The organism is Loigolactobacillus backii (genome assembly GCF_001663675.1).
Classification (GTDB): domain Bacteria; phylum Bacillota; class Bacilli; order Lactobacillales; family Lactobacillaceae; genus Loigolactobacillus; species Loigolactobacillus backii.
On record NZ_CP014873.1, the window covers coordinates 1,812,954 to 1,827,102 of the forward strand.

At 40.1% G+C, this 14,149-nt stretch carries 14 protein-coding genes and 1 other annotated feature; of the genes, 12 read left to right on the forward strand and 2 right to left on the reverse strand.

What is annotated here, in order from left to right; genetic code table 11:
• Positions 1-80: 80 nt before the first annotated feature.
• Both AYR53_RS08185 and AYR53_RS08190 read left to right on the forward strand, forming a co-directional pair.
• Positions 81-767 carry a response regulator transcription factor gene (locus AYR53_RS08185; RefSeq protein WP_068223686.1) on the forward strand — a complete coding sequence of 229 codons (687 nt, stop codon included), beginning with the start codon at positions 81-83 and terminating at the stop codon, positions 765-767.
• Entirely contained in the window at positions 764-2,308 is a 1,545-nt protein-coding gene (locus tag AYR53_RS08190; protein WP_068280838.1) for a HAMP domain-containing sensor histidine kinase, read from the forward strand. Before AYR53_RS08185 ends, AYR53_RS08190 begins: the two co-directional genes overlap by 4 nt.
• A gap of 69 nt (positions 2,309-2,377) precedes the next feature.
• On the opposite strand, the gene yidC is transcribed toward AYR53_RS08190, so the two are convergent.
• Both yidC and AYR53_RS08200 read right to left on the reverse strand, forming a co-directional pair.
• The gene (yidC, locus tag AYR53_RS08195) at positions 2,378-3,331 is read right to left on the reverse strand and encodes a membrane protein insertase YidC (protein WP_068280836.1); all 954 of its coding nucleotides are present in this window, start codon (positions 3,329-3,331) and stop codon (positions 2,378-2,380) included.
• Between the two features lie 72 nt (positions 3,332-3,403).
• Positions 3,404-3,676: an acylphosphatase gene (locus tag AYR53_RS08200; protein ID WP_068223696.1), complete on the reverse strand. Its 273-nt coding sequence runs from the start codon at positions 3,674-3,676 to the stop codon at positions 3,404-3,406.
• A 90-nt stretch (positions 3,677-3,766) separates the two neighbouring features.
• On the opposite strand from AYR53_RS08200, the gene AYR53_RS08205 reads away from it, so the two are divergent.
• From AYR53_RS08205 to AYR53_RS08250, 10 genes are all read left to right on the forward strand, one after another.
• The gene (locus AYR53_RS08205; RefSeq protein WP_068223699.1) at positions 3,767-4,525 is read left to right on the forward strand and encodes a TrmH family RNA methyltransferase; all 759 of its coding nucleotides are present in this window, start codon (positions 3,767-3,769) and stop codon (positions 4,523-4,525) included.
• Positions 4,526-4,635: 110 nt separating this feature from the next.
• Positions 4,636-5,154, forward strand: a complete 519-nt coding sequence (locus AYR53_RS08210) for an HD domain-containing protein (RefSeq protein WP_068223702.1) — start codon at positions 4,636-4,638, stop codon at positions 5,152-5,154.
• A gap of 185 nt (positions 5,155-5,339) precedes the next feature.
• Complete coding sequence (locus tag AYR53_RS08215; protein ID WP_068223705.1) at positions 5,340-5,711, forward strand: winged helix-turn-helix transcriptional regulator; 372 nt, start codon at positions 5,340-5,342, stop codon at positions 5,709-5,711.
• Positions 5,712-5,737: 26 nt separating this feature from the next.
• Positions 5,738-5,963: a binding site (T-box leader), on the forward strand.
• A 63-nt stretch (positions 5,964-6,026) separates the two neighbouring features.
• Positions 6,027-7,076, forward strand: a complete 1,050-nt coding sequence (pheS, locus tag AYR53_RS08220) for a phenylalanine--tRNA ligase subunit alpha (protein WP_068223709.1) — start codon at positions 6,027-6,029, stop codon at positions 7,074-7,076.
• 6 nt (positions 7,077-7,082) lie between these two features.
• Positions 7,083-9,497, forward strand: coding sequence for a phenylalanine--tRNA ligase subunit beta (gene pheT / locus AYR53_RS08225; protein ID WP_068223712.1), 2,415 nt, complete (start codon positions 7,083-7,085; stop codon positions 9,495-9,497).
• 182 nt (positions 9,498-9,679) lie between these two features.
• On the forward strand, positions 9,680-10,783 hold the full coding sequence (gene mltG, locus AYR53_RS08230; RefSeq protein WP_068281280.1) for an endolytic transglycosylase MltG: 1,104 nt from the start codon (positions 9,680-9,682) through the stop codon (positions 10,781-10,783).
• A gap of 71 nt (positions 10,784-10,854) precedes the next feature.
• Positions 10,855-11,496, forward strand: a complete 642-nt coding sequence (gene udk / locus AYR53_RS08235; protein WP_068223715.1) for a uridine kinase — start codon at positions 10,855-10,857, stop codon at positions 11,494-11,496.
• 131 nt (positions 11,497-11,627) lie between these two features.
• On the forward strand, positions 11,628-12,107 hold the full coding sequence (greA, locus tag AYR53_RS08240; protein WP_068223718.1) for a transcription elongation factor GreA: 480 nt from the start codon (positions 11,628-11,630) through the stop codon (positions 12,105-12,107).
• 232 nt (positions 12,108-12,339) lie between these two features.
• Positions 12,340-13,077, forward strand: a complete 738-nt coding sequence (liaF, locus tag AYR53_RS08245) for a cell wall-active antibiotics response protein LiaF (RefSeq protein WP_068223721.1) — start codon at positions 12,340-12,342, stop codon at positions 13,075-13,077.
• Entirely contained in the window at positions 13,074-14,138 is a 1,065-nt protein-coding gene (locus tag AYR53_RS08250) for a sensor histidine kinase (protein WP_068223724.1), read from the forward strand. The genes liaF and AYR53_RS08250 overlap by 4 nt, the downstream gene beginning before the upstream one ends.
• Positions 14,139-14,149: the final 11 nt, after the last annotated feature.

A 14,149-nucleotide genomic window follows, 5' to 3' on the forward strand; every position in this document is an offset into this window, starting at 1 on the left:
TGAATTTAGTAAATAAAAAATACGATTATGACGTAACACTGTGAAAATGTTAATAGTCTTTCAAGGAGTTGTGCGGTTGAATGAGTAAAATTCTAATTATTGAAGATGAAAAAAATCTGGCCCGTTTTGTTGAGCTTGAATTGAAACATGAAGGTTATGAAACGGCTGTTCATTATAATGGACGAACAGGTTTAGATGCTGCGCTAGCAACTGATTGGGACGCCATCTTATTAGATTTAATGTTACCTGAGCTAAATGGTTTAGAAGTTTGTCGACGTGTTCGCCAAGTCAAGAACACACCAATTATTATGATGACGGCGCGGGACTCAGTTATTGATCGTGTTTCGGGGTTAGATCATGGTGCCGATGATTATATTGTTAAACCATTTGCCATCGAAGAACTATTGGCTCGTTTACGGGCTTTACTACGCCGGATTGATATTGAAGGCGAGCAAAATAACGCTAAGCAAACAACTGTTTCGTATCGAGATTTAACAATTGAGAAAGAAAATCGGGTTGTTAAACGCGGTAATGAAACAATTGATTTGACGAAGCGCGAATACGAGCTGTTGTTAACGTTAATGGAAAATATCAACGTTGTGCTGGGCCGTGATGTTTTGTTAAACAAGGTTTGGGGCTATGAAAGTGAAGTCGAGACGAATGTAGTTGATGTTTATATTCGTTATTTACGAAATAAAATTGATCGAGACGGTGAGGAAAGCTATATTCAAACCGTTCGTGGTACTGGGTACGTGATGCGCTCGTGAAATCCATCACTGCTGATAAACAACAAAAGCGGGCTCGACGTTTTTCATTAAAATGGAAGTGGGCGTTGGGTGCCGCTTTTGGTATATTCATTGTTTTTGCCATCTTTTCAATTTTAATTTTTAATCGCTTTACTGCCATTATGTTAGGTCAAGAACAGACTAACTTACGTGATACGATGACGCTAGTGGTTGAGCGCCTAAATAATCAGTCCGACACCTTGACGCACGCAACTGTTTTACCATACCTTCGTCCTGATTTGGCAACGCCGGCAGACGAGGTTCCTAAAAGTGATCAAAACGCGAAGAAAAACATCTATACTGATTCGATTATTGTTAAATTAGCCCGTGAGGATGTGACCGTCAGCGTTTATAATCCTAATGGTAAGTCAATTTTTGCTTCACGGAATATCCCAACAAAATTTAAAAAGACAGCCAATATTGATATTGAGCGAACAAAGATTCATGGCGTGAACGGCTTTATTGGTCGGCGGCCAATTCGTTCACGAACTACTGGGAAAATTATCGGTTACGCGCAGGTGACGACACAACTGGGAACCTTACGCAAGGATCAGAATCAACTGTTGAAGGCCTTTTTTGGGATTGGGTTACTTGCTTTTTTGATTAGTGGATTAGTGGGGTACCTTTTGGCCAGTTATTTCATGCGGCCGATTAAATCAATGACTGATACGATTGATATTATCAAGAATGATCCACAATCGGCGGAACGGATTCCCCAAGTAAAGCGAAATGATGAATTAGCCGATTTGGCCAACCTTTTTAATGATATGCTGGATCGAATGCAGCGTTACATTGAACAGCAGGAAGAATTTGTTGAAGATGTTTCACATGAATTGCGCACCCCGGTCGCAATTATTGAGGGCCACTTACAAATGTTGAACCGTTGGGGAAAAGATGATCCTGAGGTTTTGGCCGAGTCAATTAGTGCTTCCGTCCAGGAAATCACCCGAATGAAGAGCTTAGTCCAAGAGATGTTGGATCTAACTCGCGCAGAACAAGTTGAGGTTCATTACCCTCACGCAAAGACTGACGTTAAGGACGTTACGCAGCAAGTCTTCAATAATTTCAAACTAATTCATCCTGATTTTACGTTTACCTTGGACGATGATCTTGATCAACCAACGATCGTTAAGATTTATCGTGATCACTTTGAGCAAATTATGATTATTTTGATGGACAATGCCGTCAAGTATTCTGAAAAACGACAAGAAGTTCATTTGTCAATTGCACGTACTGGTAATCAAGTCGAAATTGCTGTGCAGGACTTTGGCGAAGGAATTGCTGAAGCAGACCTTGCACGAGTCTTTAATCGTTTCTACCGGGTTGATAAGGCCCGTAGCCGCGATAAAGGGGGCAATGGTTTAGGCCTGTCAATTGCTCAACGCTTGGTTGATAGCTACCATGGTAAAATTTCGGCAGAAAGTGTACTGGGTAGTGGCACGATTCTTCGAATGAGCTTTCCTATTTTAAATACGTTGCCTAAGGGTGAGTCGCCAATAGCGACAACTGATGATTCGAAGTAAAGCGTTGCTAAATGATAGTTTAATAACTAAAAAACGTCACTGACAATTTTGTCAGTGACGTTTTTTTAATTACCGTTCGTGGTGTTGTTTACCAGAATTACGATTCTTTTGATTAGAATTTGCGTTTGGCTTAGCCGCTACTTTTTTAGGCTTAGTAGCAGGTTTAACAGTTTCTTCCACGGGTTTAACAACTTGCTTAGGTGGATTCTTCTTTAATTCTTCGGCCACTTCGGCCTTAATTTTTGGCATATAGTAGAAATTTGTAATAACTGTCTGTAAAATGGCTAGTAAGCCGCCAGCCAAGAAGTATAGGCCTAAACCAGCCGGGGAGGCCAAGGAAATGAAGAAGGTCATGGCCGGACTCATTAACATCATCGTCTTCATTTGTTGTTTCTGGCTTTCTGGTAGTCCAATTAAGGAAATGTAGCCCTGAATGATGTAGGTTAACGTTGCAAGGATTGTGATCACTAGGTTAGTTTGACCTAGGCTAATTCCCATAAAGGTACTCTTAAAAAGTACTGGGTCATACTGGATGGCCATATATAAGGCAGAGAAAATAGGTAACTGAATTAATAGTGGTAAGCAGCCAATGCCGCCGGTCATACTGACACCGTTGTCTTTGTAAAGTGTCATCATTTCCTGACTAATTGCAGTCCGTTCTTCATTAGTTTGTGCAGCCTTTTGGCGTTTTTGAATATCATCCATTTGTGGTTTAATTGCGGCCATCTTTTGTTGTTGCCGGGTTGATTTCTTAGATTGGCTTAGCATTAATGGTAAGAGAATTAAACGAACAACGAGTGTGATAATTAAAATTGCCCAACCATAGTTAGGTGGATTACCGAAAAGTTTTGCGATCCAGGTGATCAAGTGCTGCATCGGTAGACCAAGGAACTTATAAATTGGTCCGTAAAGAAAACCAGTAGGTGGTGTTCGATGAATTTGTTGGTTTGAACAAGCCGATAAGAATAAAGTTAAAACCGTAAAAAGTCCGCCGTAAGTAATTAGGCGTTTAGATTGCTTCATTTATTTAATTCCTTTCAAGGTAAAGTCTTCTAGAATACTATACTTGAAGGAAATCAATTTTTCAATGAGACTTTAGTCGGTTACTTGAAAGCCGTGGTAGTTACTTGGCTTAATTTCTTCAAGGTCAACGCGCGTTACTTTGCCGTAGGGTGAGGGTGATGCCTTAATTGAAGAGATAAATTTCTCAATTTGTTTGTTACTACCACTGGCCTCGATGTAGACTGACCCATCAATTAAGTTACGCACAATACCGCTAACACCAATTTTATCTGCTAAGCGTTTGGTTGAGAAGCGAAAACCAACGCCTTGGACACGACCGAATACAGTCAATTGAACAGTACGCATTCTTTAGCCTCCTTTTTCGATTCCATTTAATGAACAGCAATAAATTTAAAAATCATGGTATAATGCAGAAAAAATGAAGGACGTGTTTTTGTGTCATTAATCCAATCTTCCAAGAACAATTATATCAAAGACTTACGCAAGTTGGCGCGAAAAAAGGAGCGTTTGGCCCAACAACGTTATTTAATTGAGGGAATTCACTTAGTTAAGGAAGTACTTAAGTCAAACGCTAAAGTTCAAGCCGTGTTAGCAACCGAAGCTTTTGAACAAAGCGCGTGGCTTGATGGGGTTGCCGTTCAGTGGATTTCAGGGGAAGTTGCTAAGACGTTGGGGGAGACGATTACAACGCAAGGAATCTTTGCCGTAATTGAGTTACCCGAACTGGAAAGACCCGCAACTTTAAATGGTGCGTGGTTACTTTTGGACCAAATTCAAGATCCGGGAAATATCGGAACAATGGTTCGAACAGCAGATGCCGCCGGTTTTAATGGTGTTGTGTTGGGCCAGGATAGTGCTGACTTATATAGTCCCAAGGTAGTCCGATCAATGCAGGGAAGTCAATTTCACATTACAATTTACGAGTCCGATTTACTAACCTGGTTTGCCGATTTTAAGGCAGCGGGAATACCTGTTTACGGAAGCGAGTTAAACGAAGGCGCCGCTGATTTCCGAACAATTAAGTCTCAAAATGATTTTGCGTTAGTTATGGGGAATGAAGGAAACGGAATGCAGGCGTCGTTATTAGAAATGACAACAAAAAACCTGTATATCCCCATAAAAGGGCAGGCAGAGTCACTAAACGTTGCTGTTGCGGCCGGCATTTTAATGTTTCAATTAAGCGCTACCAATTAAAGCTTAAGTTTCTTTAATATTCAAGGATATTGTTCGCAATTTTCTTAGGAATGGATTAAACTGAATTTAATTAGGGTAAGATTAATTCATTGAAGAAAGGCAGCCATTGAATGAAAAAAACTTTAAACTGGCAAGATGATCAGGCATACGTAAATGAAGTTGCTGATTTATTAGAGACCGACGCTGTTAAACGACTAGCTGATTACACGCAGCACCATTTTTCTAACCGACTAGAACATTCAATTCATGTTTCTTACCGTAGTTATCTAATTGCCAAGAGGCTTAAGTTGGATACTCGGGCAACTGCGCGTGGTGGTCTTTTACACGACCTATTCTATTATGATTGGCGGACAACTAAGTTTGATCTGGGCACCCATGCTTATATTCATCCGCGAATTGCGTTACGTAATGCAGAAAAATTGACTCAATTATCGAAAAAAGAAAAAGATATTATTATTAAGCATATGTGGGGTGCAACAGTTGCGCCGCCACGTTATCCAGAGAGCTTGATTGTTTCAGTGGTTGATGATTATTGTGCCATTGATGAATACGCGATTCCTGAAGCGACTAAGCTAAGACAGTCGTTTAAGCAGCGAGTGTTAAATCTTACAACCAAACTAAATGGCTAACACTAGGGAGTGGGACAAAAGTTGTTTTTGGTGCACATTCTAGAATAATGCTCAGAAATAGTAAGTGGCTAGGACTTTTGTCCCGGCTTTTTTTGTTACTTGTCTGGAATTTGAAGATGGCGCTTTGGTCAGATAGGTTTACTTTTTTAAAGTAAGTATGCTAGAATAATTTCGAGGTGAGAACTATGACAGAAAAGACGGTTGCAGAATGTCAAAGCGAGCAGTTTCACTTATGCCCTAAATTTCAAAAAACTTTTACAATTCTTGGAAAAAAATGGAATGGTTTAATTGTCGACGTTCTTCTCGAAGATGGTACGCAACGCTTTAAAGATTTAGCAAAAAAAGTTCCTAAGTGTAGCGACCGGGTATTAGTTGAACGTTTAAAAGAACTTGAGCAAGAAAAAATTGTTGAAAGAAAAACTTATTCTGATTCAGCACTAATTGAATACCAATTAACGCCGCAAGGTCAGGATCTTGAACAGGTTATTACTGCCGTTCATAGTTGGTCGGATACTTGGCTTGACGCAAAGCAATGTGTTGAGGAGTTGACGCACTAGGCTTTTGTGCTACAATTAATACCAGTTTAAAAATGCAGATGGAAACTAGTAATTAAGCTTAGCCGTTCAGAAAGTTGACTATTTTGATGGAAGGTCAACCGACTATGCTTGGTGAATTTCACTTCCGGAGTTGGCTTTGGGCGTGCATAGCACAAATAAAGTTCCGGCACAGGCCGTTATCCTGTCTGAGTGCACACCTTTTTTAATTATGGCTTGTGAACTAGGGTGGTAACGCGAAACCTCGTCCCTTTATTAGGGTGGGGTTTTTTTGTGTCAAAAATAAACAGCTGTTAATTCAGTTAAAGGAGATTGAATATGAGCACTTTACAAGAAAAATTAACTCAGTTACAGCAAAAGGGTAGTCAGGATATTAAAGCAGCAAGTGATTTAAAACAGTTAAATGATATCCGGGTTAAGTTATTAGGAAAAAAAGGCCCAATCACAGAGGTTTTACGCGGAATGCGGGATTTAACAAAGGAAGAACGACCAGCAGTTGGTAGCTTTGCAAATAAAGTTCGGGATGCTTTGGCCGAGGTTGTTGACCAAAAGAAGGCAGAATTAGAGCAGGCAAAAATTGAGCAACAATTGGCCACAGAAACAATCGATGTGACCTTACCTGGGGATCAACCTAAGATTGGTGCACATCACGTTATTTCGCAAGTGATTGAACAATTAGAGGATACATTTTTGGGCATGGGTTTCAAGGTTGTTTACGGTTATGAAGTGGAAGAGGAAAAGTACAACTTTGAAATGCTAAATATGCCTAAAGATCATCCAGCGCGTGATATGCAAGATACTTTTTATATCACGAAAGATGTTTTAATGCGGACCCATATGTCACCGGATGAAGCCCGTGAATTAGAGAAACACGATTTTAGTCAAGGGCCACTAAAAATGGTCAGTCCTGGTCGTGTGTACCGGCGTGATACTGATGATGCAACCCATTCACACCAATTTTTCCAGATGGAAGGCCAGTACATTGGTAAGAATGTTACTATGGCTGATTTAAAAGGAACCTTGGAATTTGCCATTCGCCAAATTTTTGGTGAAGAACGGGAAATTCGTTTCCGCCCAAGTTATTTTCCGTTTACTGAACCATCAGTTGAAGTAGATATTTCTTGCTTTAAGTGTAACGGTAAGGGCTGTGATGTTTGTAAACATACTGGTTGGATTGAAGTTTTAGGCGCTGGAATGACACACCCGAATGTTTTAAAGGCGGCCGGCGTCGACCCTGAAATTTACGGCGGTTTTGCATTTGGTTTAGGTATCGATCGATTTGCGATGCTGAAGTATGGTATTGATGATATTCGCAATTTTTACCAAAATGATGTCCGTTTCTTAACTCAATTTGAAAAGAGAGGCTAGAACCTGATGAAAGTATCTTATAACTGGTTAAAGGATTATATCGATTTAGATGTCACCCCAGAAGAATTGGCAAATAAAATTACCTTGACTGGGATTGAAGTGGAAGACACCTTCCACCCAGATGCTGGCCTGAAGAAGATTGTGGTGGGTTACGTTGTTTCAACCAAGCCGCACCCAAATTCTGATCATTTACAATTATGTCAAGTGGATCTTGGTGCTAGCGATCCAGTTCAAATTGTTTGTGGTGCACCTAATGTTGCTGCCGGTCAAAAAGTAATTGTTGCACTACCAGGATCGCGGATTGCAAACAATGAAAAAATTAAAAAAGGTAAAATGCGTGGCGAAGTTTCTAACGGAATGATTTGCGCGTTACAGGAAATTGGGTTTAGTACTGATGTAGCACCACAAGCGTATGCCGATGGAATTTATGTTTTACCAGCGGATGCTAAGGTTGGTGCGCCGGTGTACCCTTATTTAGGCATGGACGACGCAATTTTAGATTTGGCCATTACACCTAACCGAGCGGACGCACAAAGTATGCGTGGTGTAGCTTATGAAGTTGGTGCAGTTTACGCTAAGAAACCACATTTTGACGTTGCCAAGCCGGTAGAAACTGCTAAACCAGTTACTGATGTTTTACAGGCTAGCGTTGCTGCTGAAAAAGATGCACCGAGTTATAATTTACGCGTGATCGAAAACGTTAAAATCCAACCAAGCCCACTTTGGCTACAAATTAGGTTGTGGAACGCGGGTATTCGACCAATTAATAATGTAGTTGACGTCACGAATTACGTGATGTTGGATTACGGCCAGCCAATGCACGCCTTTGATTACGATAAAATTGGTTCCAAAGAAATTTTGGTGCGGCGGGCAACTGAAGGCGAAGCACTGACAACATTGGATGGTAATGAGCACGAATTAAGCGCCGATGATATTGTGATCTCCAATGGGACTAAGGCAATTAATTTGGCTGGGGTTATGGGTGGTCTAGATTCTGAAATTACTGACCAAACGACAACCGTTGTTTTAGAAGCAGCAATTTTTGATCCGATGCACATTCGAAAATCGGCACAGCGGTATAACTTACGTAGTGAGGCATCATCACGGTTTGAAAAGGGAATTAATAAAGGGACCGTTTTAACGGCCTTAGATCATGCGGCTAGTCTAATCGCTGATTTTAGTGATGGTGATGTGCTGGCAGGTATTCTATCACCAACGAAGATTGTACCAGCAGCTACTGTTGTCGAAGTTTCGCAGGAACGCATTAATCATGTACTGGGCATGCAAATTTCGGCGGCCGAGATTACTAAAATATTTAAGCGCTTGGCTTTTGGTGTTAGTGAAATGAACGGTCAATTTAAGGTTAGTGTACCGACTCACCGGTGGGATATTAGTATTCCCGCTGATCTAATTGAGGAGGTTGCTCGGCTTTACGGCTATGATAAAATGCCAACCACGTTACCGGCTTCGGCTTCAACACCAGGCATTTTAACGCCCCAACAACGGCGAGTTCGGCAGATGGCCCAATTATTAGAAGCCAGTGGTCTCAATCAGGCGATTAGCTATGCCTTGACAACCAGTGAAAAGGCCAGTCAATTTACGTTAATACCGGCCGCGACAACTAGTGTTGCGTGGCCAATGACCGTTGACCATGCAGTGTTACGAATGAACTTGGTAAGTGGATTATTGGATAATTTGGCGTATAATATTGCCCGTAAACAAGTTAACGTTGCTTTGTATGAACAAGGCCGTGTTTTCTTAAAACAAGATGCAAAAACTACCCGTCCTGAAGAAGTTGAATATGTTGCCGGGGCAGTGACCGGTGATTGGCAAGCAAAGACGTGGAATCAAGCGGCCAAGCCAGTTGATTTTTATCAAATTAAAGGCATCGTTGCCGCTCTTTTAAATCAATTTAACTTAAAGGCCACCGTGACCTATCATGCTACAGCGACGCGGGCCGAAATGCATCCTGGACGAACAGCAGATATTTACGTTGGTGATCAGTTAGTTGGTTTTGTTGGTCAAATACACCCACAGGTTGAGAAAGTTTACCGGATTAAACCAACCTATGTCTTCCAGCTTAATTTAACGGCTTTATTAACGTTAGAAAAGCAGGCAGTTGTTTACCAGGCTATTTCTAAGTACCCAGTAATCACTCGTGATGTTGCTTTGTTAGTTGCCAGTGATGTTACTAATCAGGCCATTACTGATGCAATTTTTGCAAAAGGTGGCGCTCACTTAAAGAACGTGACGCTATTTGATAGTTACACAGGTTCAAAGATTGAAAAAGGCAAGAAGTCATTAGCCTACACGCTAACTTATCAAAATCCCGGTGCAACTTTAACGGATGATGAAGTTAATACGGCTTTTGCAAAAGTTGAAAAGACTTTAGTTGAACAAATTGGTGCCGTAATTCGTTAAAGTGTTGTGTTTTTCTTAATTTCTAAAACTGCTGCTGCACGGGCCGTTATTTTCTTGTATACTATTAAAGGCTATTGAAAAATGCACATAAGGGAGGCCTTTCTTTGGATAACCGTGGCGGAAATCAACCCGAACATCGAAGAAAATCAAAACAAAACGATCTACAGCAGCACGCTGAAAAATTGGCTGAAGATCGGATTGCCGAAAAGAAAATTGTGGATCGTATTGTTTATTGGATTGCCGGTATATTAGTTGTATTAATTATTTTAGTTATTTTGGTTGGCATGCAGTATTTCCATTCATCACTTCAACCTTACGATAAAAACGCAACTAAGCCCGTGGAAGTAAGTATTCCGGTGGGCGCATCTAATAAAGAGATTGGTGCAATTTTACAAAAAGACAAGGTCATAAAAAGTGGGACTGTTTTCAGTTACTACGTTAAGACACATAATTACGCCTCTTTTCAAGCAGGTTATTACTCGTTAAAGCCATCACTGTCTCTTGCTCAGGTTACGAAGAAATTGAGTGATGGTGGTGAAATGAGTAGCAAGTATCATATTCTTGTTCGCGAAGGAACAACAATTGACCAAATTGGTGATCAAATTGCTAAAGCGACGCCTTATTCTAAAAAAGAATTTTTGGCCTTGATGAAGAATCAGGCTTATATTCAAACCTTGGTCAAAAAATACCCGCAGTTGTTAACTTCGAGTATGGCAAACAAGGACGTACGTTATCACCTGGAAGGTTATTTATTCCCGGCCACCTATAATTATTATGAAGGCTTAACGTTAAAGACGTTGGTCAACAGTATGGTCGCCAAAACAAATACGGTGATGAAGCCGTATTATAGTCAGATTAAAGCGCAAAACTTGACGGTCCAGAAGGTGCTAACGCTGGCCTCATTAGTGGAGCGAGAAGGTGTTACGGCGGCCGATCGGAAAAAGATTGCCGGAGTTTTCTTTAATCGAATTGATACTAAGATGCCACTACAATCAGATATTTCCGTAATGTACGCGTTAAATACCCATAAGAAACATCTTTATAATAAGGATACTGCAGTGAAATCACCGTATAATCTTTATAAAAATAAAGGTTACGGTCCGGGACCATTTAATAGTCCTAGTGCGTCATCCATTTATGCTGTGATGCATCCAGCTGATCGGGAGCAAAATTACTTATACTTTGTTGCTAACCTTAAGACGGGGAAAGTTTATTATTCTCAGACGTTTGAACAGCATATGACAACAAATAGTGGTATTCAGACTAAAAATAAAGATACTAATTAAAGTGATAACGAAAAAGCAGTCAGACATTGTCTAGACTGTTTTTCGTTAGGCAAATTTTTGGAGGAAATTTAATGATGAAGAATAAGCCAGTTGTCATTGGTGTGACTGGGGGAACTGCGTCCGGGAAAACGACTGTTTCACACGCCATTTTTGATCACTTTTCTAAGAACTCCGTTTTATTACTTGAACAGGATTCTTATTACAAGGATCAAAGTAAGATGACGATGGCGCAGCGCCGAGCGGTTAATTATGATCACCCGCTGGCCTTTGATACCGATCGTTTAATTCAAGATTTGAAGAAGCTATTAAAGCGGCAAGCGATTGATAAACCCATTTATGATTATAAAGTATTAAATCGTAGTGCAGAGGTTATCCACGAGGAACCACGGGATGTTATTATTCTTGAAGGAATCCTAATTTTAGATGATCCGCGCCTTCGTGATTTGATGGATATTAAAGTTTTTGTTGATACTGATGATGATGTGCGGATTATTCGTCGAATCCAACGGGATATGCGTGAGCGGGACCGAACATTAACTAATATTATTGATCAGTACCTTACCACAGTTAAGCCAATGTACCATCAATTTGTTGAACCGACTAAAAGGTACGCTGATCTCATTGTTCCTGATGGTGGGAAAAATCAAGTTGCCATTGATTTATTGGTCACTAAAGTACGGGATATTTTACAAAAAAAGCAAACAATCAATTAAATCGACTTGACAGATTTGACCTGTTTAAATATCATTAGCGCTATGGGTTTTAAATTGGTTTAAGTTTTTAGACGATTTAGGCCAAGTTATGGTTTGAATATAAATTAAGATTATTTTAAGAGGTGGATAAAATGGCAGAAAAAGAATTCCCAATGACTGCTGAAGGTAAACAAAAATTAGAAGATGAATTAGAAAAGTTAAAAACGGTGACGCGTAAGGAAGTTGTTGAACGAATTAAGGTTGCCCGTGGCTTTGGTGATTTGTCTGAAAATTCTGAGTATGAATCTGCTAAAGATGAGCAAAGTTTTGTTGAAGGACGAGTTTCAACAATTGAAAATATGCTCCACTACGCAAAAGTGGTTGATAACGGAGCAGTTGCTTCTGATGAAGTCTCTGTTGGTAAAACTGTTTCCTTTAAAGAAAAAGGTGAAGATGACGAAGAGACCTATATGGTTGTCGGTGCCGCCGAATCGGATCCTTTAGCAGGTAAGATATCTAATGATTCACCAATTGCTGGGGCCTTGATTGGTAAGCACGTTGGTGACGATGTTGTCATCAAGACGCCTGGTGGTGATATGAACGTTACAATTACTAAAGTAGAAAGTAATTAGCAATTGTCGTAAAAGAAGTTCTTTTATGAAAAATGAGCCGTAAGAATGCTTTATGTTGAGTAACTATTAACTTCATCGTTGAAGCAATGGTTATTCAGGGGGGTATTCGCAGGCTCTTTTTTTGAGCAACTTTTAAAATCAGTCCTAAGGCCGATTAAAATTAAGACTAAAGCAAACAGTTGTTAGGCCAAATTTAGGCTATACTAAAATAAAACTAGAAGGAGGTCGCACTATGCAACGTGGCTCTTGGCGTCTTTTTATGATTATTGAAGCCAGTTTATTAATTGTGCTGGGTTGGCAAATCTTTTCTAATCCACCCCAATTAATTTTTATGGTATTAGGAATTCTAAGTTTGCGCTTAGCAATTAAACAACGACATAAACGCTTCTTAACTAGTTTTTTTTGGTTATTTGGTAGTTTAGCAATTATTATTACAATTTTCACTAATCCAACCATTTGGGTTATGCTTTTAATCGGTCTATTGTTCACGGTTATTAAGGGACATGATTTAAAAGTCGGCGATTTAAAACGAGCGTGGGTACCGTGGGCACGTAAACAGTTTGTTGCGGTTGAGACAACTGAACCGACACCTAAAAATGGTAAGCGAATTCGCCATCCGTGGTTTGGCAATCAAACGATTGGGCGCGATGTCTTTGAGTGGGACGATATTAACTTATGCATTGCAATTGGGGATACCATCATTGATTTAGGAAACACATTGTTGCCCAAGGCTGATAGTGTCATTATTGTGCGTAAGGGAATTGGCCGGACCCGGATACTTGTCCCAGTTGGAACGGCTGTGATGCTGGATCACACTGCAATGATCGGTAATGTTAATTTTGCGGGAAAGGCCTATCACGTGGGTAATGACGAATTAACCTTTTATAGTGATGATTATGATACAAATGAACGCCGCGTTAAGATCTTAACTAACGTTTTGGCTGGTGATTTAGAGGTGTTATTTGTATGACAAAATTATCCCGCGGTTTGTTATTTGCAACTAGTAGTTTGCTCTGCTTTTTGGTTATTAACGTGTTATTTTTCTTTTACTTTTTTGCGATTAATCACGCAGAAAGGTTTTTAACTTTATTTACCGCCCAGATTATGTATTTACCAGTTTATGTTTATATTATTGTTGCGGCTTTATTAACTGGTTTTTTGACGACCAGTCTGATTTATTTGTTGGTCCGCCAACAATTTAATCAAACTGAGGCCAAACTAACTTTGTTGACTAATGGTCAATATGAAGCGGATGCATTGAAGGTTGGACGCAGTTCGTTTGATCAGACTTTTGGCTTTGACACTAACGAAACAATCGAAAAATTACGTCAGAAAATGGTGACCTTGCAACAAGAAATTCAGACTTACAGCAATCAGCCTAAGGTCGTTGCTGGGGAAACAAAAGAAGAAATTCTCACGCAGGAACGGCATCGTTTGGCTCGTGAATTACATGATTCGGTTAGCCAACAACTGTTCGCCGCAATGATGATGTTATCCGCTTTAAATGAAATTGCCGCAAAACCTGAAAAGACACCCCAAGTGATTAAGCAATTAAAGTTAGTGGAAACAATTATCAACGAGGCACAATCGGAAATGCGGGCGCTCCTGTTACACTTGCGGCCAATTAGTTTAGAAGGTAAGTCGTTAAAACAAGGTATTATTCAATTATTAAAAGAATTGCGAACCAAGATTCAATTAGAGATGAAATGGGAAATTAGTGACGTTCATTTAGCAAGTGGTGTGGAGGACAATTTGTTCCGGATTGTTCAGGAACTTTTATCCAATACATTACGGCATTCGAAGGCGAAGTCGTTAGAGGTCTATTTGAAACAGGTGGATCAAACTGTTATCTTAAAGGTTGTAGATGATGGTGTTGGCTTCGTTATGAAGGACGCAGATAATGCTGGCAGTTACGGCTTAAATAATATTCAAGAACGAACTGCAAGTATTGGCGGAACTGCCAAAATTATTAGTTTTCCTAAGCAGGGAACCAGTGTTGAAGTTCGGGTACCAATATTAAAAGAAAGCTAAGGATGTGCAGG